This is a genomic window from Streptomyces sp. NPDC020489, from assembly GCF_044386545.1.
Taxonomy (GTDB): Bacteria; Actinomycetota; Actinomycetes; order Streptomycetales; family Streptomycetaceae; genus Streptomyces.
The window spans coordinates 147,897-174,748 of the sequence record NZ_JBIRUZ010000015.1 but is presented as its reverse complement, the minus strand read 5'-3'; the positions used below and the strand labels follow the sequence as shown (position 1 = coordinate 174,748).

Genomic DNA, 26,852 nt, shown 5'->3' with positions numbered 1-26,852 from the left:
GGCGGGACCGGTCCGGCTTCGCGCTGTTCCGGCATCGCGCTGTTCCGGCATCGCGCTGTTCCGGCATCGCGCTGTTCCGGCACCGAGCCGTTCCGCTACCGAGCCGTTCCGCTACGGAGCCGCTCCGGCACCGAGCCGTTCCGGCACCGCCCCGATGCCACACCGCTCCGGCCCCCTATCGCCGCCCGGCGTCGCCCCCCACAGGCACCGCCAGCAGCACCAACCCCACCGCGAGTACCGCCAGCCCGCACCAGGACGCGACCGGCAGACGTTCGCCGAGGACACTCACGCCCAGGACCGCCGCGACGGCGGGTTCCGCGAGGGTGAGCGAGGTGGCCACTGATGCCGGGGTGCGGCGCAGCCCGTGGCCGAAGAGCCGGTAGGCCAGGTACACGGTGAACAGGGCGAGGTACACCGTCACGGCCGCCCCGCGGACGGTGCCCAGCCAGTGCGTGCCGAGGCCCAGCAGGAGCGGCACGACGAGCAGGCCCGCCACCCCGAACAGCACGCCCATCACCGCGTCGGAGGGGTGCCCGCGCATGATGAGCCGCCCGCCGATCAGCGAGTACACGGCGTACGAGAGCCCGGCGCAGGCGGCGAGGACGACACCCGTCAGGTCCATCGGGGTGGCCGTTCCGGTGAGTTCGGGGCCCAGTACCAGCAGGACACAGCCCAGTACGGCGGCCCCGGTGGCGGCGGTCCAGCGGGCCGTCGGCCGGGTCTGGCCGCAGGCCCAGGACAGCAGCCCGGCGAAGACCGGCGCGCTGCCGAGCGCGATCACGGTGGCCACCGCCACCCCGGTCCGGGCCACCGCCGGATAGAAGGTGACCGGGTACCCGGCCACCGCAAGCGCCCCGAGAAGGAGAAGCCGGCGTTCGCCGCCCGTGCAGCCGGCCGGCAGCGAGCGCGCGCCGCGTGAGGTGAGGAACAGCAGGAGCCCGCCGAGGGCGAGCCCGGCACAGCCGATGGCCGCGGCGGGCGCACCGGCCGGCGCCAGCGCACCGGCGGTCCCGGTCGTGCCCCACAGCACGGCCGAGGCGAGGATGGGCGCGGGCCCGCCGAGGAGCCCGACGCGGGCAGGGCGTGCGGGAGGCAGAGAGGTCGTACGGTTCGGCACAGTCGTGGTCTTCCGTCGTCGCGTGCGGCTGGGTTCCGATCCGGAACAGGCGCACGACAACCACCCCTGACCGCCCTGCGGGGCCGGTCGGGGCCGGGGTCACATGGTCAGACCGCCGAGGTGCCCGCGCCCGTCAGGCGCAGAGCGGCGGCAGAACGACGTGCCAGTGGGTGTTCATCCGTCGATGCTAACCGGGGGTGCCGCGGCCCGAACCCGGGCGGGACCCTCCGGGGACGACGAAGGCGGGGTCCGGGAACCCCGCCCGACCTACCGAAAGCGAAAGCCCAGCTCAGGGCCACACAAGGCAGTACGGCTGATGCCCCGCCTCGTGAAGCCGATGCGAGAAGTCCTGCCACTCGTGCAGCAGTTGGTACACGTTGAACGCGTCTCGGGGGCCGCCGCGGTCCGGGACCGTCGACCAGATGAACGCCGCCGCGCCCACCGCCTCCTCGCCGATGCCGCGCAGCGGGTCGACGACCGTCATGGGGAGCTTGACCACGGCGTAGTCGGGGTGCAGGACGACCAGTTCCAGCGGGGGCACCTTGTGCAGGGGGACGCCCTCGATGCCGGTGAGGACCATGGCGGCCATCGTCTCCGGCTTGATCTTGGTGAACATGCCGTTCATCCCGAGCTCGTCGCCGCCGAGTTCCTCGGGGCGCATCGAGATCGGGACGCGGGCCGCGGTCGCGCCGTCCGGCGCGCCGAAGTACTTGTACGTCACCCCCACCCGACCACCATTCCTGCTCCCCGCCCCCAGCTGCTCGATCCGACGTTCGATACGTCGATCGTCGCGCTCCGACTCACTCGGTACCGCATGTCCTTGACGGGATTCCGCGGCTTCCTCCGCGTCGCGCCGGTGCCTTCCCCGCCGGGCACGTCGAGGACCCAGGTCGTCAGTCCCCTCGCCCAGTCCGCCACCGCGATGCATATCTCCACCCGACTGCTTTTCTAGGACGCGTGGCCCCCGCCGCGCAACCCGATCATCGTGTCAGTGACCTCCCCCACGGCCGCCCGCCGAAACGTGCGTTGAAACACCTGTCCGGAGGATCCGCACGAGGATCTTCGCAGTCCCGGGACGTCATGGGCCGTACGAGCTGTATGTATCAGGTGTCAGTCTCGCAGATGGCACCGCACCTCAGACCGCTGTCGGCCAGAGCCCCTGGCCTACCCTGAGGAGGAAAGTCGGCAACCGGAGTCCGAGAAGTCGGAGAAGTCGCAGGTCATGAGCGAAACGCCCTATTCATACGATGCGCCTGCCTCACAGGCCCTGTTCGACCGTGCGGCCGCCGTCACACCGGGCGGCGTGAACTCCCCGGTGCGCGCCTTCCGTGCCGTGGGCGGTACGCCCCGGTTCATGGTGTCGGGCCGCGGTCCGTATCTGACCGACGCCGACGGACGGGAGTACGTCGACCTCGTCTGCTCCTGGGGCCCCATGATCCTCGGGCACTCGCACCCCGAGGTCATCGCCGCCGTCCAGGACGCCGTCTCGCGCGGCACGTCCTTCGGTACGCCGGGGGAGGGCGAGGTCGCCCTCGCCGAGGAGATGGTCGCCCGCATCGAGCCCCTGGAGCAGGTGCGGCTCGTCTCCAGCGGCACCGAGGCCACCATGTCGGCCATCCGGCTGGCCCGCGGCTTCACCCGGCGCACCAAGGTCATCAAGTTCGCCGGGTGTTACCACGGTCACGTCGACTCGCTCCTCGCCGCGGCGGGCAGCGGGGTCGCCACCTTCGCCCTGCCCGACACCCCCGGTGTCACCGGCGCCCAGGCCGGCGACACCATCGTCCTGCCGTACAACGACCTCGAGGCCGTGCACGAGGCCTTCCACCGCCACCCCGGCGAGATCGCCTGTGTGATCACGGAGGCCTCGCCCGGGAACATGGGCGTCGTACCGCCCCGGCCCGGCTTCAACCAGGGCCTGAAGGACGCCTGCGCGAAGAACGGCGCCCTCTACATCTCCGACGAGGTCATGACCGGCTTCCGCACCAGCCGCGCCGGCTGGTACGGCATCGACGGGGTCAGGCCCGACCTGATGACCTTCGGCAAGGTCATGGGCGGCGGCTTCCCGGCGGCGGCCTTCGGTGGCCGCGCCGACGTCATGGCGCACCTCGCCCCCGCCGGGCCCGTCTACCAGGCCGGCACCCTCTCCGGGAACCCGATCGCCACCGCCGCGGGCCTCGCCCAGCTGCGCCTCCTCGACGACGCCGCCTACGCCAAGGTCGACGCCGTCTCCGCGCAGATCCAGTCGCTGGTCACCGAGGCGCTCACCAAGGAGGGCGTCGCGCACCGGCTCCAGTCCGCCTCCAACATGTTCTCCGTGTTCTTCACCGACCGTGAGGTGCGCGACTACGAGGACGCCAAGAAGCAGGAGTCCTTCCGCTTCACCGCCTTCTTCCACTCGCTGCTCGCCGACGGCGTCTATCTGCCGCCGTCCTCCTTCGAGTCCTGGTTCGTCTCCACGGCCCACGACGAGCGGGCGGTGCAGACCATCGCCGACGCCCTTCCGGCGGCGGCCCGAGCGGCAGCGGAGGCACAGGCATGAGCACCCCCGAGACGAACGCCGACTTCACCGTCGTCCACCTGATGCGGCACGGCGAGGTCGCCAACCCCGACGGGGTCCTCTACGGCCGGCTCGCCGGCTACCACCTGTCCGAGCTGGGGCGGCAGATGGCCGACCGGGTCGCCGAACACCTGGCCCCCCGCGACATCACGTACGTCTGCGCCTCCCCGCTGGAGCGGGCGCAGGAGACCGCGACGCCCATCGCCAAGGCGCACGGCCTCGACCTCGCGACCGACGCCCGGCTCATCGAGGCCGAGAACGTCTTCCAGGGCAAGACCTTCGGCGTCGGCGACGGCGCCCTGAAGAACCCCGACAACTGGAAGCACCTGGTCAACCCCTTCAAGCCGTCGTGGGGCGAGCCCTACGTCGACCAGGTCGTGCGGATGATGGGGGCGCTGGACGCCGCCAGGGACGCGGCCCGCGGGCACGAGGCCGTGCTGGTCAGCCACCAGCTGCCCATCTGGATCGTGCGGTCGTACGTCGAGAAGCGGCGGTTGTGGCACGACCCGCGCAAGCGGCAGTGCACGCTCGCCTCCCTGACGACGTTCACGTACCAGGGCGACAAGATCGTGTCCGTCGGCTACAGCGAGCCCGCGATCGATCTCGTGCCGGCCCATCTGCGGGCGGGCGCCAAGCCGGTGAAGGGCAAGGGCAAGGCCTTCGGGGCGTAAGTCCGCTCCTGTTCACTGTTACGGAATCCGGAAGTATGTGCGGAACCTCCCCGTTCGTCACCGCCTCTGACTGGGTGACCACCAGAGGAACGTGATGAACGGGGACGCCATGCGCGATCTCACCCGCAGGGGAGCAATAGGTCTCGGCGCGGGCGCCGCGGCCACCGTAGGACTCGCGGGGTGCGGCACCCTCGGTACGTCGGACGGGCCGACGCGCGCCGCGGGTTCCCGGCCGAGCCCGAGCGCCACGAAGAAGCCCGCCACCGTCCGCCCCATCGGCGACGGCTCCACCTCGTACACCGGCAGGCAGCCCCACCAGCCCGCCCGGCCCGAGCCGCTGGAGCCGGGGCAGAAGCCGCCGCAGTTCGTCGTCTTCTCCTGGGACGGCGCCGGCGAGGTCGGCAACGGGCTCTTCCCCCGCTTCCTCGACCTCGCGCAGCGGCACGGCGTCCACATGACCTTCTTCCTCTCCGGGCTCTATCTGCTGCCCGAGTCGAAGAAGCGCCTCTACCAGCCGCCCAACAACCCCGTCGGCGCCTCCGACATCGGCTACCTCACCGACGACCACGTCAAGGCGACCCTGGCCAACGTGCGCCGCGCCTGGCTCGAGGGCCACGAGATAGGCACCCACTTCAACGGCCACTTCTGCGGCGGCTACGGCACCGTCGGCAACTGGACGCCAAAGCAGTGGCGCAGCGAGATCGACCAGGCGAAGGCCTTCGTCAAGGAGTGGCGGACCAACACCGGCTGGACCGACCTGCCGGCGCTGCCCTTCGACTACGACAAGGAGCTCGTCGGCGGTCGTACGCCCTGTCTCCTCGGCCAGGACAACCTGCTGCCCACCGCGCGCGAGCTCGGCTGGCGCTACGACGCCTCCTCGCCCGGCGGCCGCCAGGTCTGGCCGGAGAAGAAGGACGGGCTGTGGGACCTGCCGCTCCAGGCGATCCCGTTCCCCGGGCGCGGCTTCGAGGTCCTGTCGATGGACTACAACATGCTCGCCAACCAGTCGGTCAACTCCACCAACGCCCCCGCCCACAACCACCCCGCCTGGCGCGAGCAGGCCGCCGGCGCCTACATCGCCGGCTTCCGGCGGGCCTACGAGACCAACCGGGCCCCCTTCTTCGTCGGCAACCACTTCGAGCAGTGGAACGGCGGCATCTACATGGACGCCGTCGAGGAGGCCCTGAAGCACATCGCGGCGGAGAAGGAGAAGGGCGAGGACGTGCGCATGGTCTCCTTCCGGCAGTTCGTCGACTGGATGGACGTGCAGAAGCCGGAGGTGCTCGACCGGCTGCGCACGCTCGATGTCGGTCAGACGCCGGCCGGGGGCTGGAAGTCCTTCCTGAAGGACAGCGCGGCAAGCACGGCCGGGAGCCCCGCGAACGCCGCCTGACCTGCGGATTTCCGCCCGCGATGCGCCCGCGAGGGGGGTGCGCAAGATCCCCGGAACGGGCATGCGAAACTTTTCACATGAGTGCCGCCAGCCGTGCCCGCCCGGGCTCGTACCGCACCGACCGCCGTGCCGTCCTGCTCACCGCCATCGCCGCCGCAGCCGCGCTGACCCTCAGCGCGTGCGGTTCCGGCGGCAAGGTGGGCGGCAGTGGTGACACCAACTTCATCACCGGCAACGACGGCGTCGACACGGTCGCCCAGGGCAAGCGGGACACCGCGCCGGTCCTGTCCGGCAAGACCATCGACGGCAAGCAGCTGACCACCGCCGACTACAAGGGCAAGATCCTCGTCGTCAACGTGTGGGGCTCCTGGTGCACCCCCTGCCGGGCCGAGGCGAAGAACCTCCAGGCCGTCTCCGAGAAGTTCGCGTCCCAGGGCGTCCAGTTCGTCGGCATCAACACCCGGGACACCAACACCACCTCGGCGATCAACTTCGAGAAGGAGTTCGGGGTCACCTTCCCGAGCCTGTACGACCCGACGGGCAAGCAGATGCTCCGCTTCAAGAAGGGCACGCTCAACCCGCAGCTCATCCCCTCCACGCTCGTCATCGACCGGGAGGGCAGGATCGCGGCCCGGGCGCTGATGGCGCTGAGCGAGGACACGCTGACCGGGATGATCAAGCCTGTGCTCGCGGAGAAGTGACGTGAGCGCAGTGTTCACGCTCGCCGGGACCACGTCCCCCAACGGCACGGTGCTGCACGGGGCGCTGCTGCTCGCGCTGCCCATCGCCGTGCTCGGCGGTCTCGTCTCCTTCTTCTCCCCGTGCGTCCTGCCGCTCGTGCCGGGCTATCTGTCGTACGTCACCGGGGTCAGCGGCACCGACCTCGCCGACGCCCGACGCGGGCGGATGGTCGCCGGTGCCTCCCTGTTCGTGCTCGGCTTCACCGTGGTGTTCGTCTCCGGCGGGGCGCTGTTCGGCTACTGGGGCGAGAACCTCCAGCAGAACAAGGACGTCCTGACGAAGATCCTGGGCGCCCTCATGGTCCTCATGGGCCTCTTCTACATGGGCCTGATGCCCTGGCTCACCCAGCGGGAGTTCCGCTTCCACACCAAGCCGGCCACCGGACTCGCGGGCGCCCCCCTCCTCGGCGCCCTCTTCGGCATCGGCTGGACGCCCTGCCTCGGCCCCACCCTCTCCTCGGTGACGATCCTCGCGACCAACGAGGGCAGCGCGGGCCGCGGCGCCCTGCTGACCGTCGCCTACTGCCTCGGCCTCGGTGTCCCCTTCGTGCTCGCCGCAGTAGCCTTCCGCAAGGCGCTCGGCGCCTTCGCCTGGGTCAAGCGCCACTACGTCTGGGTGATGCGCATCGGCGGCACCATGATGATCGCGACCGGCGTGCTGCTGCTGACCGGCGCGTGGGACAGCATCGTGCAGGAGATGCAGGGCTGGTCCGACGGCTTCACTGTGGGGATCTGATCGATGAGCAAGACGACGACCAACGCGCCCGCCGACCCGGCCCCCACCGGCGACGAGGACCTGGGTGCCGCGGGCTCCCAGCTGTCCACCGCGCCCGCGGAAAGCCTGAACATGCCCGCGTTGGGCATCATCGGCTGGGCCCGCTGGTTCTGGCGGCAGCTGACCTCCATGCGGGTCGCGCTGCTGCTGCTCCTGCTGCTGTCGCTGGGTGCGATCCCCGGGTCGCTGATCCCGCAGTCCGGCACCGACGAGACCAAGGTCGCCGACTTCCGTGACGCCAACCCCACCCTCGGGGACGTCTACGACAAGCTCGGCCTGTTCCACGTCTACAGCTCGGTGTGGTTCTCCGCGATCTACATCCTGCTGTTCGTCTCCCTCATCGGCTGCATCGTGCCCCGCACCTGGCAGTTCGTGGGCCAGCTGCGCGGCCGCCCGCCGGGCGCGCCGAGGCGGCTGACCCGGCTGCCCGCCTACACCACCTGGCGCACGCAGGCAGAGCCCGAGCAGGTCCGCGAGGCCGCGCTCACCCTGCTGAAGAAGCGCCGCTTCCGGGCCGACCTGGTCGGGGACGCGGTCGCCGCCGAGAAGGGGTACCTGCGCGAGGTCGGCAACCTCGCCTTCCACATCGCGCTGATCGTGATGCTGATCGCGTTCGCCTGGGGCCAGCTGTTCAAGATGGAGGGCAACAAGCTGGTCGTCGAGGGCGACGGGTTCTCCAACACCCTCACGCAGTACGACGACTTCAAGTCCGGCACCCTCTTCACCCAGGACGAGCTGGACCCCTTCAGCTTCACCCTGAACAACTTCCAGGGCACCTACGAGGAGACCGGCCCCAACCGGGGCACCGCGCGCACCTACCAGGCCGACGTCACCTACAGCGTCGGCGCGTACGGCAAGGACAAGCGAACGGTCATCAAGGTCAACAAGCCGATGGAGATCGGCGACTCCAAGGTCTACCTCACCGCCCACGGCTACGCGCCCGTCCTCACGGTCCGCGACGGCAAGGGCAAGGTCGTCTACCGCGACGCCGTGCCGCTGCTGCCGCTGGACAACAACGTCACCTCCTCCGGTGTCGTCAAGGTCATGGACGGCTACCGCAACACCAAGGGCGTGCGGGAGCAGCTCGGCTTCGAGGCCTTCTTCCTGCCGACGTACACGCCGGGCAGCGAGACCGCCTCCACCTTCCCCGCCCTGAACAACCCCGTGCTGAACCTCGCGGGCTACCACGGCGACCTCGGGGTCGACGCGGGCATCCCGCAGAGCGTCTACCAGCTCGACAAGTCCCATCTGAAGGCCTTCAAGGACGCCAAGGGCGCGCAGCAGCGGGAGAACCTCAAGCCGGGCGAGACGATGAAGCTCCCGAACGGCGCCGGTTCGATCACCTACGAGTCCACCGCGGAGTGGGCGAACTTCCAGGTCACCCGCCAGCCCGCCAGCGGCTGGGCGCTGGCCGGCGCGCTCGCCGCGATCTTCGGCCTCGCCGCCTCCCTGTTCATCCAGCGCCGCCGGGTGTGGGTGCGGGCGGTCAGGGGGGACGACGGGGTGACGGTCGTGGAGATGGCGGGGCTGGGCCGCAGCGAGTCCGCGAAGGTGCCCGAGGAACTCGGTGAGCTCGCCGGGATCCTGTACGACCAGGCGCCAGGGGCGCCCGAACCAGACGAAGACTCCACCGACACCCCCGAACCCCACGTCGTACCTGCCGAAAGGCCTGAGAAGTGACTCTCGCCGCCGTAACCGACCTCGCCGGCGCGACGACGGATCTCGCCGCCGCCACCAACGAACACCTCGCGAGTCTCAGCAACACGCTGATCTACTCCGCGATGGCCGTCTACACGCTGGCCTTCTTCGCGTACATCGCCGAATGGCTCTTCGGCAGCCGCAGCAAGGTCGGCCGTACCGCCGCCGCGCTCACCGCCGGGGCGGACGGCAAGGCGAAGGCGCCCGCCGTCACGGTGCAGAAGGGCGGTACCACCGCCGTACTGGAACGGCCGAAGGTCGTCGTGCGGGCCGCGGCCGGTCAGCGGGACGTGCCGGACGGGCCCGGGGCGCACGGCGGGGACGAGCAGGGGGACCTCTACGGGCGTATCGCCGTGTCCCTCACCGTGCTCGCCTTCCTCATCGAGCTGGCCGGGGTCATCGCCCGCGCGGCCTCGGTGGAGCGGGCGCCCTGGGGCAACATGTACGAGTTCAACCTCACCTTCTCCACGGTGGCCGTCGGGGTGTACCTCGGGCTGCTGGCGCTGAAGAAGAACGTGCGCTGGATGGGGCTGTTCCTCATCACCTCGGTGCTCCTCGATCTCGGTCTCGCCGTCACTGTCTTGTACACCGCCAGCGACCAGTTGGTTCCCGCGCTCCACTCGTACTGGCTCTACATCCACGTCTCCACCGCGATCTTCTGCGGCGCGGTCTTCTACGTGGGCGCGGTCAGCACGATCCTCTACCTGTTCAAGGACTCGTACGAGAACAAGCTGGCGAGCGGCGGCAAGCCCGGCAGCTTCGCCACCTCGTTCCTGGAGCGGCTGCCCGCGTCGGCGTCCCTGGACAAGTTCTCCTACCGCGTCAACGCGGCGGTCTTCCCGCTGTGGACGTTCACGATCATCGCGGGCGCGATCTGGGCCGGCGACGCGTGGGGCCGCTACTGGGGCTGGGACCCCAAGGAGACCTGGTCCTTCATCACCTGGGTCGCCTACGCCTGCTACCTCCACGCCCGCGCCACAGCCGGCTGGAAGGGCCGCAAGGCCGCCTACCTGGCCCTGCTCGCCTTCGGCTGCTGGCTGTTCAACTACTACGGCGTGAACATCTTCGTCTCGGGCAAGCACTCGTACGCGGGCGTCTGACCGTCGAGTCCAGCCGACCGTGACCGAGTCCGGCTCCCCCGCGGGAACGCGGGGGAGCCGGACTGCTTTTCTCACGCGCCGATGTCCTCGTTCCACAGTGCCGGGTGGGCCTCGGTGAACTCGCGCATCATCTCGACGCAGGCGGCGTCGTCCAGGAGCACGATCTCCACGCCGTGTTCGGCGAGCCAGTCGTGGCCGCCGTGGAAGGTGGTCGCCTCGCCGATCACCACGCGGGAGATGCCGAACTGCCGGACCAGGCCGGAGCAGTACCAGCAGGGGGAGAGGGTCGTCACCATCGTCGTACCGCGATACGACCGCTGCCGGCCGGCCGCGCGGAACGCCGCCGTCTCCGCGTGCAGGGAGGGGTCGCCGTCCTGGACGCGCCGGTTGTGGCCGCGCCCCAGCAGGGTGCCGTCGGCGCCGTAGAGCGCGGCGCCGATCGGGATGCCGCCCGCGGCGCGCCCGGCGCGGGCCTCGGCGACGGCGGTGGCGAGCCACGCCTGTGCCTGTGCCTGATCCATAGGGCCATGCTGCTGGGCCTGCGACAGCCGGGCAAGCGGGTGGGACGCGAAGAGGCCGACCCGGCGGGTCGGCCTCTTTCGTGGTCGGCGGTCAGTCCGTGCCGTACTCCATCGCCGCCCGGTCCAGCAGGGCGTCGTCCTCGGAGACCTCGCCGCGGGAGGCGATGACCTCCGCGCCGCCCTCCGGGAGTTCCGGCATGGAGCCGATGAGGCCGGTCGCGGCGGCCTGGGAGGCGCCGACGGTGGGGCTGCCGGTGCCGATCAGGCCGAGGCCCGCGTACTGCTCCAGCTTGGCGCGGGAGTCGGCGATGTCGAGGTTGCGCATGGTCAGCTGGCCGATGCGGTCGACGGGGCCGAAGGCCGAGTCCTCGGTGCGCTCCATGGAGAGCTTGTCCGGGTGGTACGAGAACGCCGGGCCCGTGGTGTCGAGGATCGAGTAGTCCTCGCCGCGCCGCAGACGCAGGGTGACCTCGCCGGTGATCGCCGCGCCGACCCAGCGCTGGAGCGACTCGCGGATCATCAGCGCCTGCGGGTCCAGCCAGCGGCCCTCGTACATCAGGCGGCCCAGGCGGCGGCCCTCGTTGTGGTACTGGGCGAGGGTGTCCTCGTTGTGGATCGCGTTGACCAGGCGCTCGTAGGCGGCGTGCAGCAGGGCCATGCCGGGGGCCTCGTAGATGCCGCGGCTCTTGGCCTCGATGATCCGGTTCTCGATCTGGTCGGACATGCCCAGGCCGTGCCGGCCGCCGATCGCGTTGGCCTCCATCACCAGGTCGACGGGGGAGGCGAACTCCTTGCCGTTGATGGTGACCGGGCGGCCCTGCTCGAAGCCGATCGTCACGTCCTCGGTGGCGATCTCGACCGACGGGTCCCAGAACCGCACGCCCATGATCGGGTCGACGGTCTCGATGCCGGTGTCCAGGTGCTCCAGGGTCTTCGCCTCGTGCGTGGCACCCCAGATGTTGGCGTCGGTGGAGTACGCCTTCTCCGTGGAGTCCCGGTAGGGCAGCTGGTGGGCGACCAGCCACTCCGACATCTCCTTGCGGCCGCCCAGCTCGGTCACGAAGTTCGCGTCCAGCCAGGGCTTGTAGATCCGCAGGTGCGGGTTGGCGAGCAGGCCGTAGCGGTAGAACCGCTCGATGTCGTTGCCCTTGTAGGTCGAGCCGTCGCCCCAGATCTGGACGTCGTCCTCCAGCATCGCCCGGACCAGCAGCGTGCCGGTGACGGCACGGCCGAGGGGGGTGGTGTTGAAGTACGCCCGCCCGCCGGAGCGGATGTGGAACGCGCCGCAGGTCAGCGCGGCCAGGCCCTCCTCGACCAGCGCCGCGCGGCAGTCGACCAGGCGCGCGATCTCGGCGCCGTAGGCCTTGGCGCGGCCGGGCACCGAGGCGATGTCGGGCTCGTCGTACTGGCCGATGTCGGCCGTGTACGTGCACGGGACGGCGCCCTTGTCACGCATCCACGCGACCGCGACGGAGGTGTCGAGGCCGCCCGAGAAGGCGATGCCGACGCGCTCGCCGGCGGGCAGGGAGGTGAGGACCTTGGACATAGGAAGAGTATGCATGGCAATGCATGGTCATGCAAACCCTGGTGGTCAGTGGCACCCGTCACCCCCTGCCACCGCCGTGGTGGCCAGTGGCACCGTCACCCCCCTGCCACCGCCGTGGTGGTCCGCGACGCTAGCCGCCCACCCTCAGCAGCAGCTTCCCCGTGCTCGCCCGGGCCCCCATCAGCCGGTGTGCCTCCGCCGCCTCCTCCAGGCCGAACTCCGCCGTCACCGGCAGGGACACCGTGCCGTCGGCCACCGTGGCGAAGGCCTGCCCGGTCAGCGCCCGGAGGGCGGCGGGCGCCGTCCGGGCCAGCGTCAGGATCGAGAACCCGGCGACCGAGACGCCGGAGGGGAACAGCTCCGGCTGTCCCACGCTCCACGCCGGCGCCCCGCTCGCGTTGCCGAAGGAGACCACGCGCCCGAAGACGGAGAGGGCCGCGAGCGAGGCCCGGAAGGTGTCGCCGCCGACGGGGTCCAGCGCCAGGTCGACACCGCGACCCCCGGTCGCCGCCCGCACCGGCTGCTCGAAGTCGCCGACGAAGACCTCGTCGTAGCCGTGCTCCCGCGCGTGCGCCGCCTTCGCCGCGCCCGAGACCACGCCGTACACCGTGCCGCCGGCGGCCTTGGCCAGCTGCCCCACCACCGTGCCGATGCCGCCCGCCGCGCCCTGCACCAGCACGGTCTCGCCGGGCTGGAGCCGGCCCACCGCGTGGACCAGGGCGTACGCCGTCGGCGCGACCGTCGGCAGGGTCGCGCCCGTGCGCAGGTCGACGCCGGGCGGGAGCGGGAAGACCGTCACCGCGTTCGCCACGGCCACGTCGGCGTACCCGCCGCCCTCGGTCAGGGCCGTCACCTCCTGGCCGACGGCGAGGTCCGTGACGCCCTCGCCGACGGAACGGACGCGCCCGGAGACCTCCAGGCCGGGACGGAACGGCAGGGCGGGCACCCGGTACCCGGACTCCCGCGCCTTGAGGTCGGCGAAGTTGATCCCGGCGTAGGCCACGTCGATGCTCACCTGCCCGGGCCCGGGCTCGGGGACGTCCCTCTCGACGGCCTTGAGGACCTCGGGACCGCCGTACTCCTGGAACTCGACCGCGCGCATGCCACACCTCGCCCATGAGTGTTCAATGAAAAGCGAACACTCGCGACTGTATGGTTTTCATCGAACACTTGGCAAGCGGGAACGAGAGGACGCCATGACGAGTCATCGGGCCGCTCCCGAGCACACCCACCCCGACGACGTGCCGGTCCTGACCGCCCTCGCCGCGCTCGCGGACCCCGTACGGGCCAAACTGGTACGGGAGTTGGCCGCCTCCCCCGACTGGTCCCGCAGTTGCGGCACCTTCGACGTGCCGGTCGGCAAGGCGGCCAAGAGCCATCACTTCGCGGTGCTGCGGGCGGCCGGACTCCTGGAGCAGCGGGACGAGGGGCCCAGGCGGGTCAACCGGCTGCGGCGGGAGGAGTTCGAGGCCCGGTTCCCTGGGCTGCTGGCGCTGGTTCTGCGCGGGGATGTCGCTTCCTGACCCGTTGTGAACCGTTTGGCTCGCTCCCGCGTCACAGTGGCATGACGAACCTCAGGTGGCTCGCGGCGGCCGTCGCCACAGCTGGTGTGGTGGTGGGATCGGCCCTGTACATCGACACGCTGGAGACCGGGCACGGCGAGAGCGACGGCGGGCTGCGGGCCGGGCCGCGGGCGAGCGCCCCGGTGGAGGTGAAGGCCGCGGGCCCGGCGCAGACGGAAAGCGAGTGCGTCGGCAGCCGCCCCGGTCCCCCGGAGAGCAAGGACACCGACGCCCCGGAGGACACCCCGCTGGAGCGCACCCTCGCCCGCATCGACCAGCTGGCCGCGAGCGAGCACTCCGCCGTCTACACCGGCATGGGCGTCGACGAGGACGAGAACGCCGCCGACATCTGGCGCATCCCCTCCGGCGCCTTCGACAAGGCCGCCTGCGACGCCGCCGAGAACGGCGTGACGCTACGGCTCCACGCCGCCGACGCCGACCGCAGGACCCTCGACGCCCTCGCCGACCGCATCAGCGAGGACATGACCCGCTGGGACGGCACCTTCCAGCTGCGTGAGGTCGGCGTCGACGAGCGGGGGTTCGTGCGCATCGGCGTCGACGACCCGAAGACGGCCGAACCCCTCGTGAAGAAGGAGTTCGGCGACCGGTACCTCAGGGTCGAGCACGTGCCACCGATGCACGCGGACGCCGGCTGACCCGCCCCCGAGAAGCCGCGCCGGCCCGCGGCCTGCACCTATCGACGCCGCCGATGGGGGCATCGGCAGGACGCCCCACTGGCCCGTGGACCAGCACCGACGCCCGCTCGTAGCGTCCTCGGCATGACCCCACAGAACAAGGGCACGGCCCAGTTGACGACCGCGATGGTGCTCTCCGGCACCCTCGGCGTCTTCGTCGTCGAGTCGGGCGCCTCGCCCTTCAACGTCGTCTTCTTCCGCGTCCTGTTCGGCGCCCTGGCGCTCGGCGGCTATGTGATCGCCCGCGGCTGGCTCCGCGGCCACGGCTTCACCCCGCGCACCCTCGGACTCGCCGTCCTGGGCGGGGTGTTCATCGTCCTCAACTGGGTCCTGCTCTTCCAGTCGTACGAGAACACCTCGATCTCGGTGGCGACGGTCGTCTACCACACCCAGCCGTTCTACGTCGTGCTGCTGGGCGCCCTGCTCTTCCGTGAGCGGCTGTCGGCCGCCACGATCGGCTGGATCGCGCTGGCCTTCACGGGACTTGCCCTCGTGTCGGGCGTGACACCAGGGGACTTCACCAGCGGTGGCACCTATCTCCTCGGGGTCGGACAGGCGTTGCTCGCCGCACTCCTGTACGGGCTGTCCACCCTGGTCACCAAGCGGATCACCGGCGTACGCCCCCACCTCGTCGCGCTCGTCCAAGTCGTCGTCGGCATCCCGCTGTTGCTGCCCTTCGCCGACTTCGGCGCGATGGCGGGCACGGGCGCCGACTGGGGCTGGCTGGTCGGGCTCGGCCTCATCCACACCGGCGTGATGTACGTCCTCATGTACGCCGCCTACGCCCGGCTGCCGGTGTCGAAGATCGCCGTGCTCGCCTTCGTCTACCCGGCCGTCGCGATGGTCATGGACTGGGCGGTGTACGGCCACCACATCGGCCTCGTCCAGGCCCTGGGCGTCCCGCTGATCGTGCTGGCCAGCCTGAAGGTGACGCTGGCCAGGGAACCCCGGGCCGTCACGTCCCGTCGTACGACGTCTGCTCCCGCACCAGCCGCACCGCGGCCTCGATGAACAGCGTCAGATGGCGTGGCAGGCGCTTCCCCGCCCGCCACGCCACCTGCGTGTACAGCTGGAACGGCGGCTCCCACGGCAGCTCGGCCAGCACCCCCGACGCCAGCTCCGCGGCCACCGTCACCCGCGGCAGCAGCGCGACCCCTAGACCGCCCGCCACACCCCGCTTGGTCGCCTCGATGGTGCCGAACTCCATGAACGGCGGCGGCGATCCGGTGCGGTGGACGAGCTCGGACTCGAAGAGGTCGCGGTAGGGGCACCCCGGTTCGGTGCCGACGAGCTGGACCTCGGTGAGGTCCTCCGTCTTGAGCGCGGGGCTCTTGACGGAGAGCGGATGACCGGGCGCGGCCACCAGCACCAGCGGCTCCGGCGCGAGCACCCGGCTCTCCAGCCCCGGGTGCTCGGTCTCCGGCTCCATCAGGAACCCCACGTCGTACGTCCCCTGCCGCAGCGCCTGCCGGGTCTCGTCGCCGAGGGTGGTGCGCAGGGACAGCCGTACCTTCGGATAGCGGTGGTGGAACAGCTCGAGCAACGGCGGCAGCCGGTAGGAGGTCAGCGACTCCATCGTGCCCACCGCGAGCGAGCCCGACGGCTCCTCCGCGTCCACGACCGCGGCCCGGGCCTCCTCGCTCAGCTCGATGATCTGCCGGGCGTACGGCAGCAGCCGCTCACCGGCCTCCGTCAGCCGGATACGGCTGCCGAGCCGGTCGAAGAGCGGGGTGCCGAGGGAGTCCTCCAGGGCGCGGACCTGGCTGGTCACGCTGGACTGGGCGTACGTCAGCTCCGCCGCGGCCCGGGTGAAGCTGAGGACGGTCGCGACCTTCTCGAACGTGACGAGCAGCCGCAGCTCCATCAGCCGTCCTTGGAGCCGTCCTCGCCGCGTTCCTTCTTCTCCTCGCCGAGGGACTTCAGGAACTCGGGGTTGTCGTCGGGGGCGACCCACCCGCCGCCGCGCGCGCCGCGGTCCCGCACCCCGGACCAGCCCTCGGCGGCCGGGCTGCGCTTCTTGCCCGCGATCATCCAGGAGATCGACCCGACCAGCGGGAACAGCAGCACGAGGATCGCCCACAGCGGCTTGGGCATGTGGCGGACGTCCTCCTCCTTCGTGCTGATGCAGTCGATGAACGCGTACACGCTCAGTGCCAGTGGCACGAGGAACATCAGCACCCGGAGCATGGGCCCTCTCCAGTGGAACGGTCGACGAGCCGGGGGCACGGCCCCCGGGTTCAGGCCCAGGGTAGCCGCTCGGGGATACTTGACCCCATGGCTTACGACGATCTTCGCTCCCTGCTCAGGGCCCTGGAGCGCGAGGGTGACCTCAAGCGCATCAAAGCCGAGGTGGATCCGTACCTGGAGGTCGGGGAGATCGTCGACCGGGTCCAGAAGTCCGGAGGCCCGGCGCTGCTCTTCGAGAACGTGAAGGGCTCCGCGATGCCCCTCGCGATGAACGTCTTCGGGACCGACCGCCGGCTGCTGAAGGCGCTCGGCCTGAAGTCGTACGCCGAGATCTCCGAGAAGATCGGCGGCCTGCTCCGCCCCGAGCTGCCGCACGGCTTCGTGGGCGTGCGGGAGGCCTTCGGCAAGCTCGGCGCGATGGCGCACGTACCGCCGAAGAAGGTGAAGTCCGGGGCCGCGCCGGTGCAAGAGGTCGTCCTCACCGGCGACGACGTCGACCTCGACCAGCTCCCCGCCCTGTTCACCTGGCCGAAGGACGGCGGCTCCTTCTTCAACCTGGGCCTGACCCACACCAAGGACCCCGAGTCCGGCATCCGCAACCTCGGCCTGTACCGCCTCCAGCGCCACGACAAGCGCACCATCGGCATGCACTGGCAGATCCACAAGGACAGCCGCAACCACTACCAGGTCGCGGCGCGCCGGGGTGAGCGCCTCCCGGTCGCGATCGCCTTCGGCTGCCCGCCGGCCGTGACCTACGCCTCCACGGCCCCGCTGCCCGGCGACATCGACGAGTACCTGTTCGCGGGCTTCCTCGCGGGCAAGCGGATCGAGATGGTCGACTGCAAGACGGTGCCGCTCCAGGTGCCTGCGCAGGCGGAAGTCGTGATCGAGGGCTGGCTGGAGCCGGGCGAGATGCTCCCCGAGGGCCCCTTCGGCGACCACACGGGCTTCTACACCCCGCAGGAGCCGTTCCCGGCGCTGACGATCGACTGTGTGACGATGCGCAAGCGCCCGCTGCTCCAGTCGATCGTGGTCGGCCGGCCCCCGACGGAGGACGGCCCGCTGGGTCGCGCGACCGAGCGCTTCTTCCTGCCGCTGCTGAAGATCATCGTCCCGGACATCGTGGACTACCACCTGCCCGAGGCGGGCGGCTTCCACAACTGCGCGATCGTCTCGATCGACAAGAAGTACCCCAAGCACGCCCAGAAGGTGATGCACGCGATCTGGGGCGCGCACATGATGTCCCTGACCAAGCTGATCGTGGTGGTCGACTCCGACTGCGACGTCCACGACCTGCACGAGGTCGCCTGGCGCGCGCTCGGCAACACCGACTACGCGCGCGACCTCTCCGTCGTCGAGGGCCCCGTCGACCACCTCGACCACGCCTCCTACCAGCAGTTCTGGGGCGGCAAGGCGGGGATCGACGCGACGAAGAAGTGGCCCGAGGAGGGCTACACCCGCGACGGCGGCTGGCCCGAGATGGTGCTGTCCGACCCGGAGACGGCGGCGAAGGTGGACCGCCGCTGGAAGGAGTACGGACTGTGAGCAGCGCCTCCGCCGCGATCCCGCAGCCGGGACGCACGAAAGCCTTTCTGCGGCTGGTGATGATCGAGCACTCGGTCTTCGCGCTGCCGTTCGCGTACATCGCCGCGCTCACCGCGATGTTCCAGGTGGACGAGAACATCCACTGGGGCCGGCTGCTGCTGGTGACGATCTGCATGGTCGGCCTGCGGACCTTCGCGATGGCCGTGAACCGGATCATCGACCGGGAGATCGACGCGCGGAACCCCCGCACGGCGCACCGTGAGCTGGTGACCGGCGCGATGTCGGTGAAGCACGCCTGGACCGGCGCGCTCGTCGCCGTCGTGGTCTTCCTGGGCTCGGCGGCGCTGCTGAACCCGCTGTGCCTGGCGCTGGCGCCGGTCGCGGTGATCCCGATGGTGGTCTACCCGTACGGCAAGCGGTTCACGAACTTCCCGCAGGCCATCCTCGGTATCGCCCAGGCCATGGGCCCGATCGGCGGCTGGCTGGCGATCACGGGCGAGTGGTCCTGGGACGCGGTCATCCTGGGCCTCGCGGTCGGCATCTGGATCGGCGGCTTCGACCTGATCTACGCCTGCCAGGACGTCGAGACGGACCGCGAGGTCGGCGTCAGATCGGTCCCGGCCCGCTTCGGCATCCCGGCGGCGATCTGGGGCGCCCGGGTGTGCCACACGCTGACGATGGCGCTGCTGGTCTGGTACGCGGTGGCGACCGACGCGGGCGGCTTCTTCTGGGTGGGGCTGATGATCGTCGCGGCGGCGTTCGTGTACGAGCACACCATCGTCCGCCCGCATGACCTGTCCCGCTTGAACAGGGCGTTCTTCAGCGTCAACGGGTTCATCGGGATCGCCCTGTTCGTGTGCGCGCTGCTGGATCTGCTGGTGCGCGGCCTCACGGTGTGAGCGGCGGACAGACCAGGAGAACCCACGACTCCCCGGCTCGGTACCGGAGATCGGTCCGACCCCCTTGACCCGTTCCCACCCTGCGACGCCGGATAGGCTCGGGGGTGTGAACCCAGTCAAGCCAGGAGAGACACGGCGTACGCCTTGGATCGTAGGGGTGTCCGGTGCCTCCGGCACCCCGTATGCCGCGTCCGTGCTGCGCGCCCTCCTCGACGCGGGCGAGAGCGTCGACCTGGTCGTCAGCAGGGCCTCGCGCCTGACGCTCCTGGACGAGACGGGGATCTCCTTCAGGGACGCGCACTGGCGGGACGACCTGCGGGAATGGCTGGCCAGGGGGGCGGACGGCAAGCCGGGGAGCTTCGCCGTCGACGCCGCTGTGGACCGCGTGCGGTACTGGGCCGCCGGTGACCTCGCCGCGGGGCCGTCCTCGGGGTCGTACCCCGTGAAGGGGATGCTGATCGTGCCCGCCTCCACCGCCTGTGTGGCCGGGGTGGCGCTGGGCCTGTCGAAGGACCTGCTCCAGCGCGCGGCGAGCGTGACCCTCAAGGAGGGGCGCAAGCTGGTGGTGGCTGTTCGGGAGACCCCGCTGAACGGCCAGACGCTCAGGCACCTGGTCACCCTGGACGACGCGGGCGCGACCGTGGTGCCCGCCTCGCCCGCCTTCTACGCGGGGGCGACGCACATCCAGGACCTGGTGGACTTCGTCGCCGGACGGGTCCTCGACGCGGCGGGTGTCGAGCACCGGCTCTACCGCCGCTGGAAGGGCGAGCTCGGCGGCGGGCCGCGGGCGACATGAACGCCGTCTGAGCACCTCGTAGCAGGTCAGCAGTACCTCTCATCACTTCGGGAACTTTTTCAGCGGAAGGCTTCGATCGCATGGACGCGGTGGACAGGCAGCTCATCCAGGCCCTGAGGGAGAACGGCCGGGCCTCCTACGCGGAGCTGGGGCGCCTCGTCGGTCTGTCGGGACCCAGCGTCACCGACCGCATCAACCGGCTGGAGGCGGCCGGGGTCATCACCGGTTACCGGGCCACCGTCGACGCGGCCTCGCTCGGCCTCGGCGTCACCGCGCTGATCGGCATCTCGCTGTCCGACGCCGCCGACCACGAGGACGTGGCGCGCCGGATGAAGGACCTCAGCGAGATCGAGGACTGCTGGTTCATCGCCGGCGACGACTCGTTCATGCTCAAGGTGCGGGCCAATGACGTGGACGGCCTGGAGAAGATCATCCGGCGGCTCAGCGGGACCAAGGGCGTCTCCCGGACCCGTACCACCATCGTGCTCTCCACCAAGTGGGAGAACCGGGTCGGAGAACTGCCCGAAGAGGCGGGCGCGTAGCGCCGTACGGGGGTCCCCCCGCCTGAGAGGCGGGGGAGTACGGTTGGCGAAGGTTGTCGAGGAGAGGGACGAGCATGGACGTCGGGCTCAAGCGCGAGCTGGAGGAGAAGGTCCGCTCCGGCGAGCGGCTGACCCGCGAGGACGGCATCGCGCTGTACGCGTCGGACGACCTGGCCTGGCTCGGTGGTCTCGCGCACGAGGTGCGGACGCGGAAGAACGGCGACGTCGTCCACTTCAACGTCAACCGCCACCTCAACATGACCAACGTGTGCACCGCCTCCTGCGCCTACTGCTCCTTCCAGCGCAAGCCGGGCGAGAAGGACGCGTACACGATGCGCATCGAGGAGGCGGTGAAGCTCGCCAAGGGGATGGAGAGCGAGAACCTCACCGAGCTGCACATCGTCAACGGACTGCACCCGAACCTGCCGTGGCGCTACTACCCGCGCTCGCTGCGGGAGTTGAAGGCCGCCCTGCCGAACGTCTCGCTGAAGGCGTTCACGGCGACCGAGATCCACCACTTCGAGACGATCTCCGGGCTGAGCGCGAGCGAGATCCTCGACGAGCTGATCGACGCCGGTCTGGAGTCCCTCACCGGCGGTGGCGCGGAGATCTTCGACTGGGAGGTCCGCCAGCACATCGTGGACCACCGCACCCACTGGGAGGACTGGTCGCGGATCCACCGCCTGGCGCACGAGAAGGGCCTGAAGACCCCGTGCACCATGCTCTACGGCCACATCGAGGAGCCCCGGCACCGCGTCGACCACGTGCTGCGGCTGCGTGAACTCCAGGACGAGACCGGCGGCTTCCAGGTCTTCATCCCGCTGCGGTACCAGCACGACTTCGTCGACGTGAAGGACGGCAAGGTCCGCAACCGGCTCCAGGCGCGCACCCAGATGGCGACCGGCGCGGAGGCGCTGAAGACCTTCGCGGTGTCGCGGCTGCTGTTCGACAACGTTCCGCACGTCAAGGTCTTCTGGGTGATGCACGGCGTGCAGACGGCTCAGCTGGCGCTGCTGCACGGAGCCGACGACATGGACGGCTCGGTCGTGGAGTACAAGATCACCCACGACGCGGACAACTTCGGCACGCCGAACAAGCTGACGCGTGAGGACCTGCTGGACCTGATCCGGGACGCGGGGTTCCGCCCGGTGGAGCGCAACACCCGGTACGAGGTGATCCGGGAGTACGACGGACCCGACCCGGCCCGCCGGGAGGCGCCCCAGCCGATGCGGGTGTGAGGGGACGCCCCGGGGCCCGGAGACCGCCGATCTACACTCGGGGCCCATGGAGCTCACGTACCGCCTGGACCCCGACCTCACCCCTGACCTCCTCGACCAGCTGACCCACCTGTGGGTGGCCGTGAACAACGCGGGCGGGGCGGTCGGCTTCCCCGGTACGACGACGTACGAGGACGTACGCCCGGAGGTGGACCGTTACGCCGAGTCGACCGCGGCGGGCCGGCACCGGCTGCTCGCCGGGTTCGATCCGCGGGGCCGGCTGCGGGCCACCGCGTTCTTCGGGTTCAACGCGCACCGGCTCCAGAGCCACTACGCCTGGCTGTACACGGTGATGGTCGACCCGGTCCTCCAGGGCGGCGGTCACGGCCGGGCCCTGCTCGCCGAGGTGGAGACGCACGCCCGCGCGTTCGGGCTGGAGGCGCTGAAGCTGTCCTGCCGGGGCGGGCTGGGGCTGGAGCGGTTCTACGCCTCGGCCGGGTACAAGGAGGTCGGCCGGGTGCCGGGCGGGCTGCGGGTCTCCGCGGACGACTACCGGGACGACATCACGATGTGGCTCCCCCTGAGCTGACACCCCTGAGCTGACACCCCTTGACCTGACACCCCCGGCCCGCTGCCCCGTGGCCCGCCACCTCCTGAGCTGACACCCCCTGCAAGATCGCGCAGCGGCCGTGCTTCACTGGAAGAGCCCCTTGGGGAACTTTGGGGACCTTTCAGCCGGAACGGAAGAGTGGATTGAGATGCTCCGCTACACACTGATGCGCCTCGGGATCTTCGTGGGCTGCCTCGTGGTCGTCTGGGGCCTCGTCCACGCCGGTGTCGCCCCGCGCGGCCTCGGCGACTCCAACGGCATGTGGATCGTCCTGCTCTCCCTGGTGATCTCCGCGCCCATCAGCTTCGTCGCCCTGCGCAAGGAGCGCGACCGCGCCTCGATCCAGATCGTCGAGAAGGTCGACCGCGTCAAGGCCAACCTGGACGCCAACCGCAGCCAGGAAGACATCGCCGACGACTCGGCACGGGCCCAGGGCCAGACGTCCTGAGCGGCGTCCGGGAAGCACACGGCGTTCCCGCGCCGTGCCGGGCGGCTTAGTCTTGCCCCCATGGGTGCCGTGAAGACCAAGCGAATGCCGCGCGCGGTCCGTGAGCAGCAGATGCTGGACGCCGCCGTGGAGACCTTCGGGCGACGCGGATACATGGCCGCCTCGATGGACGAGATCGCCGAACTCGCCGGTGTCTCCAAGCCGTTGGTCTATCTGTACCTGAACTCGAAGGAAGACCTCTTCACCGCCTGCATCCGCCGGGAGGCCCTCGCCCTCACCGAGGCGGTGCGCTCGGGTGTCCGTACCGACCAGCCCGCCGACCGCCAACTCTGGGACGGGCTGCTGGCGTTCTTCACGCACACCGCCCGGCACCCGGCCGCCTGGTCCGTGCTGCACCTCCAGGCCCGCACGCACGGCGAGCCCTTCGCCGGTGAGGTCGCCGCGATGCGCGAGGAGATCGTCGCGTTCGTGACGCAGCTGATCGTGGTCGCCGCCCGCGAGGCCCACCGCGACCCGAACCTGCCCGAGCGGGAGGTCGCCGGGCTCGCCGAGGCCCTCGTCGGCGCCGCCGAGTCGCTGGCGGCCTGGGCCAACGCCACCCCGGGCGTCACCGCCAAGCAGGCGGCGGCGACGCTGATGAACTTCGCGTGGGCCGGCCTGGGCAACCTGATGGAGAGCCGGCCGTGGGTCCTTCAGGACGTGAGCGGGTAGACGGACCCCTCCACATGGGTGCGCTCGCCGCCCCGCAGTTCGAACCGCCTGCCCGCCGCCCTGTACGTCACCGTCCCCGGCAGCAGCACCGGCGCCCGGAACTCCGCCCGCACCAGGGCCGCCCGGGGCGTGCCGTGCGCGGCGAGACAGCGGGCCACCGTCCACATGCCGTGCGCGATGGCGCGCGGGAAGCCGAAGAGGCGGGCGGTGAGGGGGTGGAGGTGAATGGGGTTGCGGTCCCCGGACGCGGCGGCGTACCGGCGGCCGATGTCCCCGGCCAGGCGCCACTCGGCGACCGGGGGAAGGGGATCGCCCGTCACAAGGTCCGGCACAAGGTCCGTCACGGGGTCCGGCACGGGATCCGTCACCGGGTCCGGCACGGGACGCTCGGGCGGGGTGCCGTCCGCCGAGCTGCCGTGCCGTGCCAGATACGTGCTCCGCGACTCCCACACGACGTCGGACCCGATCCGCGCCTCGGTCACGACCCCGGCCTCGGTGCCGCGCCGGTGCGGTGCCAACCCGTCGACGTACACGGTGAGTTCGTAGGTCCCGGTGGCGGGCAGCGGCCGGTGCCGGGTGATCGTGATCGAGGTGTGGACGAGCCCGAGCAGCGGCAGCGGGAAGTCCCGGGCGCTCATCAGCCGCATGGCGAGGGGGAAGCCGAGCACATGCGGATACGTCACCGGCAGGGCGTCGTCGCCCGTGGCGAACCCGCACACCCGCTCGTAGGCGGCGAGGCGGGCCAGGTCGACCCGGAGCCCGGGCAGGAGCAGCCGGGTGCGGGGGAACTCGGCGTCCGGGCGGGGCCGTTTGACGGGGGAGAGCAGGGCGCCGCGGGCGAGCAGGGGCGCGAGCGCGGGGGAGCGGGTGAGGACGACGGTCACTACGCCCCCAACAGGCTCTGGCCGCAGACCCGTACGACCTGGCCGTTCACCGCGCCCGAGGCGGGGTGCGCGAGCCAGGCGGTGGTCTCGGCGACGTCGACGGGCAAGCCTCCTTGCGCGAGGGAGTTCATCCGGCGGCCCGCCTCGCGGATGAGCAGCGGGATCGCGGCGGTCATCGCCGTCTCGATGAACCCGGGGGCGACGGCGTTCACCGTGACCCCGTGCTCGGCGAGCGCGCGCGGCGCGAGCGAGCGCACCAGGCCGACCACGCCCGCCTTGCTCGCGCCGTAGTTGGTCTGCCCCGCGTTCCCGGCGAGTCCGGCGATGGAGGCGGTGGCGACGATCCGGCCGCCGTCGTTGACGGCCTTGGCCGCGAGCAGCGCGTCCGTGGTGCGCAGCACGCTCGCCAGGTTGACGTCGAGGACCGAACTCCAGCGGCCGGCGGGCATGTTGACCAGGCGCCGGTCGCGGGTGACGCCGGCGTTGTGGACCAGCACGTCGAGTCCGTCGGGGAGGGCGTCGGCGATCCGCGCGCCCGCGTCGGGGGCGGTGATGTCGAGCGCGAGGGCGATGCCGTCGAGGCGCTCGGCAAGCGCGCGGGCGTCCCGCTCGGTCTGCGGCACGTCCAGGACGACGACCCGCGCCCCGTCCCTGGCCAGCGTCTCGGCGACGGCCGCGCCGATGCCGCGGGCGGCGCCGGTGACGAGCGCGGTGCGGCCGGCGAAGGGGCGGTCCGGGTCGACACTGACCGCCGGGGCCCTGCCGACCTCGATGACCTGGCCGCTGACGTAGGCGGACCTGGGGGAGAGGAGGAAGCGGAGGGTGGTCTCGGCGGCGGCGCGGTCGGTGAGCCGGACGAGGTTGACGGTCCTGCCGCGCCCGATCTCCTTGCCCAGCGAGCGGGTGAAGCCCTCCAGCGCCTGCTGGGCGGCGGCCTGGTGGTGGTCGTCGGGGTCGAGGGGCGCGCCGAGCACGATGACCCGGCCGCTCGCGGCGACGGACCTCACGACGGGGTGCAGGGCCGCGTGCACCCCGGTGAGACCGTCGACGTCCCGGACGCCGGTGGCGTCGAGCACGACGGCGCAGGGGCTGCCGGTGGCGGGGGCGGTGCTCTCGCCCGCGGTGAGGTGCAGCACCGCGTCCCCGTCGAGGGCGGGCCGCTGCGGTGACCAGCGGCGCAGCGCCGCGGGCTGCGGCAGACCGAGTCGGCGGGTCAGGAAGCGGCCGGGCGCGGTGCCGGTGAAGCTCAGATAACGGTCGGGCATGGGCCGTCCCCCCACTCGGTCACAATTCCTTACTCTGGAGTAAGGTTACCGCAGGTAATCCTATGTCACGCAGGAGGAGCAGGTCGAGATGAGCACCCTTCCGGCGCCCGTGGCACGACGGGTCGCGATCATCGGCGGCACACGCGTGCCCTTCGCCCGCTCGGACGGCCCCTACGCCACCGCCTCCAACCAGGAGATGCTGACCGCGGTCCTCGATGCCCTGGTGGACCGCTTCGGCCTCCAGGAGCCGGGCGCGGTGGGCGAGTTCGTCGCCGGCGCGGTCCTCAAGCACAGCCGTGACTTCAACCTGGCCCGCGAGACCGTCCTCGGCTCGAAGCTGGCCCCGACGACCCCCGCGTACGACATCCAGCAGGCCTGCGGCACCGGCCTCCAGGCCGTCATCGCCGCCGCCAACAAGATCGCGCTCGGTCAGACGGAGTCGGCGGTCGCGGGCGGCGCGGACACGGCGAGCGACGCCCCGCTCGGCGTCAACGACCGACTGCGGCGGATCCTGCTGGAGGCCCGCCGGGCGAAGTCGGCGGGCGCCCGCCTGAAGGCGCTGGCCCGGGTGCGCCCCGCGCACCTGGTCCCCGACATCCCGCGCAACGCCGAGCCCCGCACCGGACTGTCGATGGGCGAGCACGCGGCGATGACCGCCCGCGCCTGGAACATCTCGCGCGCGGCGCAGGACGCACTCGCGGCGCGGAGTCACCAGCGGCTGGCGGCGGCGTACGACCGCGGCTTCTTCGAGGACCTGGTGGTGCCGTTCCGGGGCCTGGAACGCGACCAGAACCTGCGGCCCGGTTCGACCGTGGCCCAACTCGCCACGCTCAAGCCGGTGTTCGGTCTCGGTGAGCCCGACGCGACGATGACGGCCGGGAACTCCACCCCCCTCACCGACGGCGCCGCGGTCGTGCTGCTGGCCTCCGAGGAGTGGGCCGAGGCGAGGGGCCTGGAACCGCTGGCGTACCTGTCGGCCCACGAGACGGCGGCCGTGGACTTCGTGGACGGCGACGACGGCCTGCTGATGGCACCGGCCCACGCGGTGCCGCGCATGCTGGAGCGGACCGGCCTCGGCATGGCCGACTTCGACCTCGTCGAGGTCCACGAGGCCTTCGCCTCACAGGTGCTGGCGACGCTCCAGGCCTGGGAGAAGGCGGGCCTGGCGCCGGTGGACCCGGAGCGGCTGAACGTGGCGGGCTCGTCGCTGGCGACCGGCCACCCGTTCGCGGCGACCGGCGCGCGGATCGTGGCCACCCTCGCGAAACTCCTCGCCGAGCGGGGCGGTCCGGGCCGTGGCCTGATCTCGGTCTGCGCCGCGGGCGGACAGGGGGTGACCGCGGTCCTGGAACGGCCGTGACCGGTAGCTGACA

Annotated in this window: 28 protein-coding genes; 19 read left to right on the top strand and 9 right to left on the bottom strand. The window is 71.2% G+C overall.

The window, feature by feature from the left end:
- Positions 1 to 175: 175 nt before the first annotated feature.
- Together ACH41F_RS33765 and ACH41F_RS33760 are read right to left on the bottom strand one after the other, a co-directional pair.
- Complete coding sequence (locus tag ACH41F_RS33765) at positions 176 to 1,117, bottom strand: DMT family transporter (RefSeq protein WP_398838905.1); 942 nt, start codon at positions 1,115 to 1,117, stop codon at positions 176 to 178.
- Between the two features lie 289 nt (positions 1,118 to 1,406).
- Complete coding sequence (locus ACH41F_RS33760) at positions 1,407 to 1,844, bottom strand: hypothetical protein (protein WP_003974483.1); 438 nt, start codon at positions 1,842 to 1,844, stop codon at positions 1,407 to 1,409.
- 495 nt (positions 1,845 to 2,339) lie between these two features.
- Between ACH41F_RS33760 and hemL the strand changes: the two genes are divergently transcribed.
- The 7 genes from hemL (at position 2,340) to ccsB (ending at position 10,051) form a co-directional block, all read left to right on the top strand.
- A complete protein-coding gene (hemL, locus tag ACH41F_RS33755; RefSeq protein WP_398838903.1) occupies positions 2,340 to 3,656 on the top strand; it encodes a glutamate-1-semialdehyde 2,1-aminomutase in 1,317 nt (438 codons plus the stop codon).
- Positions 3,653 to 4,345, top strand: a complete 693-nt coding sequence (locus ACH41F_RS33750; protein ID WP_391240099.1) for a histidine phosphatase family protein — start codon at positions 3,653 to 3,655, stop codon at positions 4,343 to 4,345. Before hemL ends, ACH41F_RS33750 begins: the two co-directional genes overlap by 4 nt.
- A gap of 94 nt (positions 4,346 to 4,439) precedes the next feature.
- Positions 4,440 to 5,738, top strand: a complete 1,299-nt coding sequence (locus ACH41F_RS33745; RefSeq protein ID WP_391240097.1) for a hypothetical protein — start codon at positions 4,440 to 4,442, stop codon at positions 5,736 to 5,738.
- Between the two features lie 77 nt (positions 5,739 to 5,815).
- Positions 5,816 to 6,439: a redoxin domain-containing protein gene (locus tag ACH41F_RS33740; RefSeq protein ID WP_391240095.1), complete on the top strand. Its 624-nt coding sequence runs from the start codon at positions 5,816 to 5,818 to the stop codon at positions 6,437 to 6,439.
- 1 nt (position 6,440) lies between these two features.
- Positions 6,441 to 7,214, top strand: coding sequence for a cytochrome c biogenesis protein CcdA (locus ACH41F_RS33735; RefSeq protein WP_391240092.1), 774 nt, complete (start codon positions 6,441 to 6,443; stop codon positions 7,212 to 7,214).
- A gap of 3 nt (positions 7,215 to 7,217) precedes the next feature.
- On the top strand, positions 7,218 to 8,933 hold the full coding sequence (locus ACH41F_RS33730; RefSeq protein WP_391240089.1) for a cytochrome c biogenesis protein ResB: 1,716 nt from the start codon (positions 7,218 to 7,220) through the stop codon (positions 8,931 to 8,933).
- Entirely contained in the window at positions 8,930 to 10,051 is a 1,122-nt protein-coding gene (ccsB, locus tag ACH41F_RS33725; RefSeq protein WP_398838900.1) for a c-type cytochrome biogenesis protein CcsB, read from the top strand. Before ACH41F_RS33730 ends, ccsB begins: the two co-directional genes overlap by 4 nt.
- A gap of 71 nt (positions 10,052 to 10,122) precedes the next feature.
- Here ccsB and ACH41F_RS33720 read toward each other — a convergent pair whose 3' ends face one another.
- The 3 genes from ACH41F_RS33720 to ACH41F_RS33710 form a co-directional block, all read right to left on the bottom strand.
- A complete protein-coding gene (locus ACH41F_RS33720) occupies positions 10,123 to 10,572 on the bottom strand; it encodes a nucleoside deaminase (RefSeq protein WP_398838898.1) in 450 nt (149 codons plus the stop codon).
- A 91-nt stretch (positions 10,573 to 10,663) separates the two neighbouring features.
- A complete protein-coding gene (gene argG / locus ACH41F_RS33715; RefSeq protein ID WP_398838942.1) occupies positions 10,664 to 12,118 on the bottom strand; it encodes an argininosuccinate synthase in 1,455 nt (484 codons plus the stop codon).
- 130 nt (positions 12,119 to 12,248) lie between these two features.
- Positions 12,249 to 13,220 carry a zinc-binding dehydrogenase gene (locus ACH41F_RS33710; RefSeq protein WP_391240078.1) on the bottom strand — a complete coding sequence of 324 codons (972 nt, stop codon included), beginning with the start codon at positions 13,218 to 13,220 and terminating at the stop codon, positions 12,249 to 12,251.
- Between the two features lie 94 nt (positions 13,221 to 13,314).
- Between ACH41F_RS33710 and ACH41F_RS33705 the strand changes: the two genes are divergently transcribed.
- From ACH41F_RS33705 to ACH41F_RS33695, 3 genes are all read left to right on the top strand, one after another.
- Entirely contained in the window at positions 13,315 to 13,641 is a 327-nt protein-coding gene (locus ACH41F_RS33705; RefSeq protein WP_391240075.1) for an ArsR/SmtB family transcription factor, read from the top strand.
- 41 nt (positions 13,642 to 13,682) lie between these two features.
- Positions 13,683 to 14,336 (top strand): hypothetical protein, encoded by a 654-nt coding sequence (locus ACH41F_RS33700; RefSeq protein ID WP_398838897.1) that lies wholly within the window; start codon positions 13,683 to 13,685, stop codon positions 14,334 to 14,336.
- Positions 14,337 to 14,459: 123 nt separating this feature from the next.
- Positions 14,460 to 15,386: a DMT family transporter gene (locus tag ACH41F_RS33695; protein WP_398838895.1), complete on the top strand. Its 927-nt coding sequence runs from the start codon at positions 14,460 to 14,462 to the stop codon at positions 15,384 to 15,386.
- Here ACH41F_RS33695 and ACH41F_RS33690 read toward each other — a convergent pair.
- A complete protein-coding gene (locus ACH41F_RS33690; RefSeq protein ID WP_398838893.1) occupies positions 15,331 to 16,239 on the bottom strand; it encodes a LysR family transcriptional regulator in 909 nt (302 codons plus the stop codon). The two genes, ACH41F_RS33695 and ACH41F_RS33690, sit on opposite strands and share 56 nt — an antisense overlap.
- Complete coding sequence (locus ACH41F_RS33685) at positions 16,239 to 16,562, bottom strand: PLDc N-terminal domain-containing protein (protein WP_391240063.1); 324 nt, start codon at positions 16,560 to 16,562, stop codon at positions 16,239 to 16,241. The genes ACH41F_RS33690 and ACH41F_RS33685 overlap by 1 nt, the downstream gene beginning before the upstream one ends.
- 87 nt (positions 16,563 to 16,649) lie before the next feature.
- Between ACH41F_RS33685 and ACH41F_RS33680 the strand changes: the two genes are divergently transcribed.
- From ACH41F_RS33680 to ACH41F_RS33645, 8 genes are all read left to right on the top strand, one after another.
- Entirely contained in the window at positions 16,650 to 18,107 is a 1,458-nt protein-coding gene (locus ACH41F_RS33680) for a menaquinone biosynthesis decarboxylase (RefSeq protein WP_398838892.1), read from the top strand.
- Positions 18,104 to 19,006: a menaquinone biosynthesis prenyltransferase MqnP gene (gene mqnP, locus ACH41F_RS33675; protein ID WP_398838890.1), complete on the top strand. Its 903-nt coding sequence runs from the start codon at positions 18,104 to 18,106 to the stop codon at positions 19,004 to 19,006. Before ACH41F_RS33680 ends, mqnP begins: the two co-directional genes overlap by 4 nt.
- A 106-nt stretch (positions 19,007 to 19,112) precedes the next feature.
- Positions 19,113 to 19,802 carry a UbiX family flavin prenyltransferase gene (locus tag ACH41F_RS33670; RefSeq protein ID WP_391240054.1) on the top strand — a complete coding sequence of 230 codons (690 nt, stop codon included), beginning with the start codon at positions 19,113 to 19,115 and terminating at the stop codon, positions 19,800 to 19,802.
- Between the two features lie 80 nt (positions 19,803 to 19,882).
- Positions 19,883 to 20,344, top strand: a complete 462-nt coding sequence (locus ACH41F_RS33665; protein ID WP_391240051.1) for an Lrp/AsnC ligand binding domain-containing protein — start codon at positions 19,883 to 19,885, stop codon at positions 20,342 to 20,344.
- A 74-nt stretch (positions 20,345 to 20,418) separates the two neighbouring features.
- Positions 20,419 to 21,582 (top strand): aminofutalosine synthase MqnE, encoded by a 1,164-nt coding sequence (mqnE, locus tag ACH41F_RS33660; RefSeq protein ID WP_391240048.1) that lies wholly within the window; start codon positions 20,419 to 20,421, stop codon positions 21,580 to 21,582.
- A gap of 46 nt (positions 21,583 to 21,628) precedes the next feature.
- Positions 21,629 to 22,150 (top strand): GNAT family N-acetyltransferase, encoded by a 522-nt coding sequence (locus tag ACH41F_RS33655; RefSeq protein ID WP_398838888.1) that lies wholly within the window; start codon positions 21,629 to 21,631, stop codon positions 22,148 to 22,150.
- Positions 22,151 to 22,319: 169 nt separating this feature from the next.
- The gene (locus ACH41F_RS33650; RefSeq protein ID WP_391240042.1) at positions 22,320 to 22,619 is read left to right on the top strand and encodes a DUF4229 domain-containing protein; all 300 of its coding nucleotides are present in this window, start codon (positions 22,320 to 22,322) and stop codon (positions 22,617 to 22,619) included.
- 60 nt (positions 22,620 to 22,679) lie between these two features.
- Positions 22,680 to 23,330, top strand: a complete 651-nt coding sequence (locus tag ACH41F_RS33645) for a TetR family transcriptional regulator (RefSeq protein ID WP_391240039.1) — start codon at positions 22,680 to 22,682, stop codon at positions 23,328 to 23,330.
- Here ACH41F_RS33645 and ACH41F_RS33640 read toward each other — a convergent pair.
- Complete coding sequence (locus ACH41F_RS33640; RefSeq protein WP_391240037.1) at positions 23,312 to 24,214, bottom strand: MaoC/PaaZ C-terminal domain-containing protein; 903 nt, start codon at positions 24,212 to 24,214, stop codon at positions 23,312 to 23,314. The genes ACH41F_RS33645 and ACH41F_RS33640 overlap by 19 nt on opposite strands.
- A complete protein-coding gene (locus ACH41F_RS33635) occupies positions 24,214 to 25,479 on the bottom strand; it encodes a 3-oxoacyl-ACP reductase (protein WP_398838887.1) in 1,266 nt (421 codons plus the stop codon). The genes ACH41F_RS33640 and ACH41F_RS33635 overlap by 1 nt, the downstream gene beginning before the upstream one ends.
- Positions 25,480 to 25,567: 88 nt before the next feature.
- Between ACH41F_RS33635 and ACH41F_RS33630 the strand changes: the two genes are divergently transcribed.
- Positions 25,568 to 26,839 carry an acetyl-CoA C-acetyltransferase gene (locus tag ACH41F_RS33630; protein WP_391240031.1) on the top strand — a complete coding sequence of 424 codons (1,272 nt, stop codon included), beginning with the start codon at positions 25,568 to 25,570 and terminating at the stop codon, positions 26,837 to 26,839.
- Positions 26,840 to 26,852: the final 13 nt, after the last annotated feature.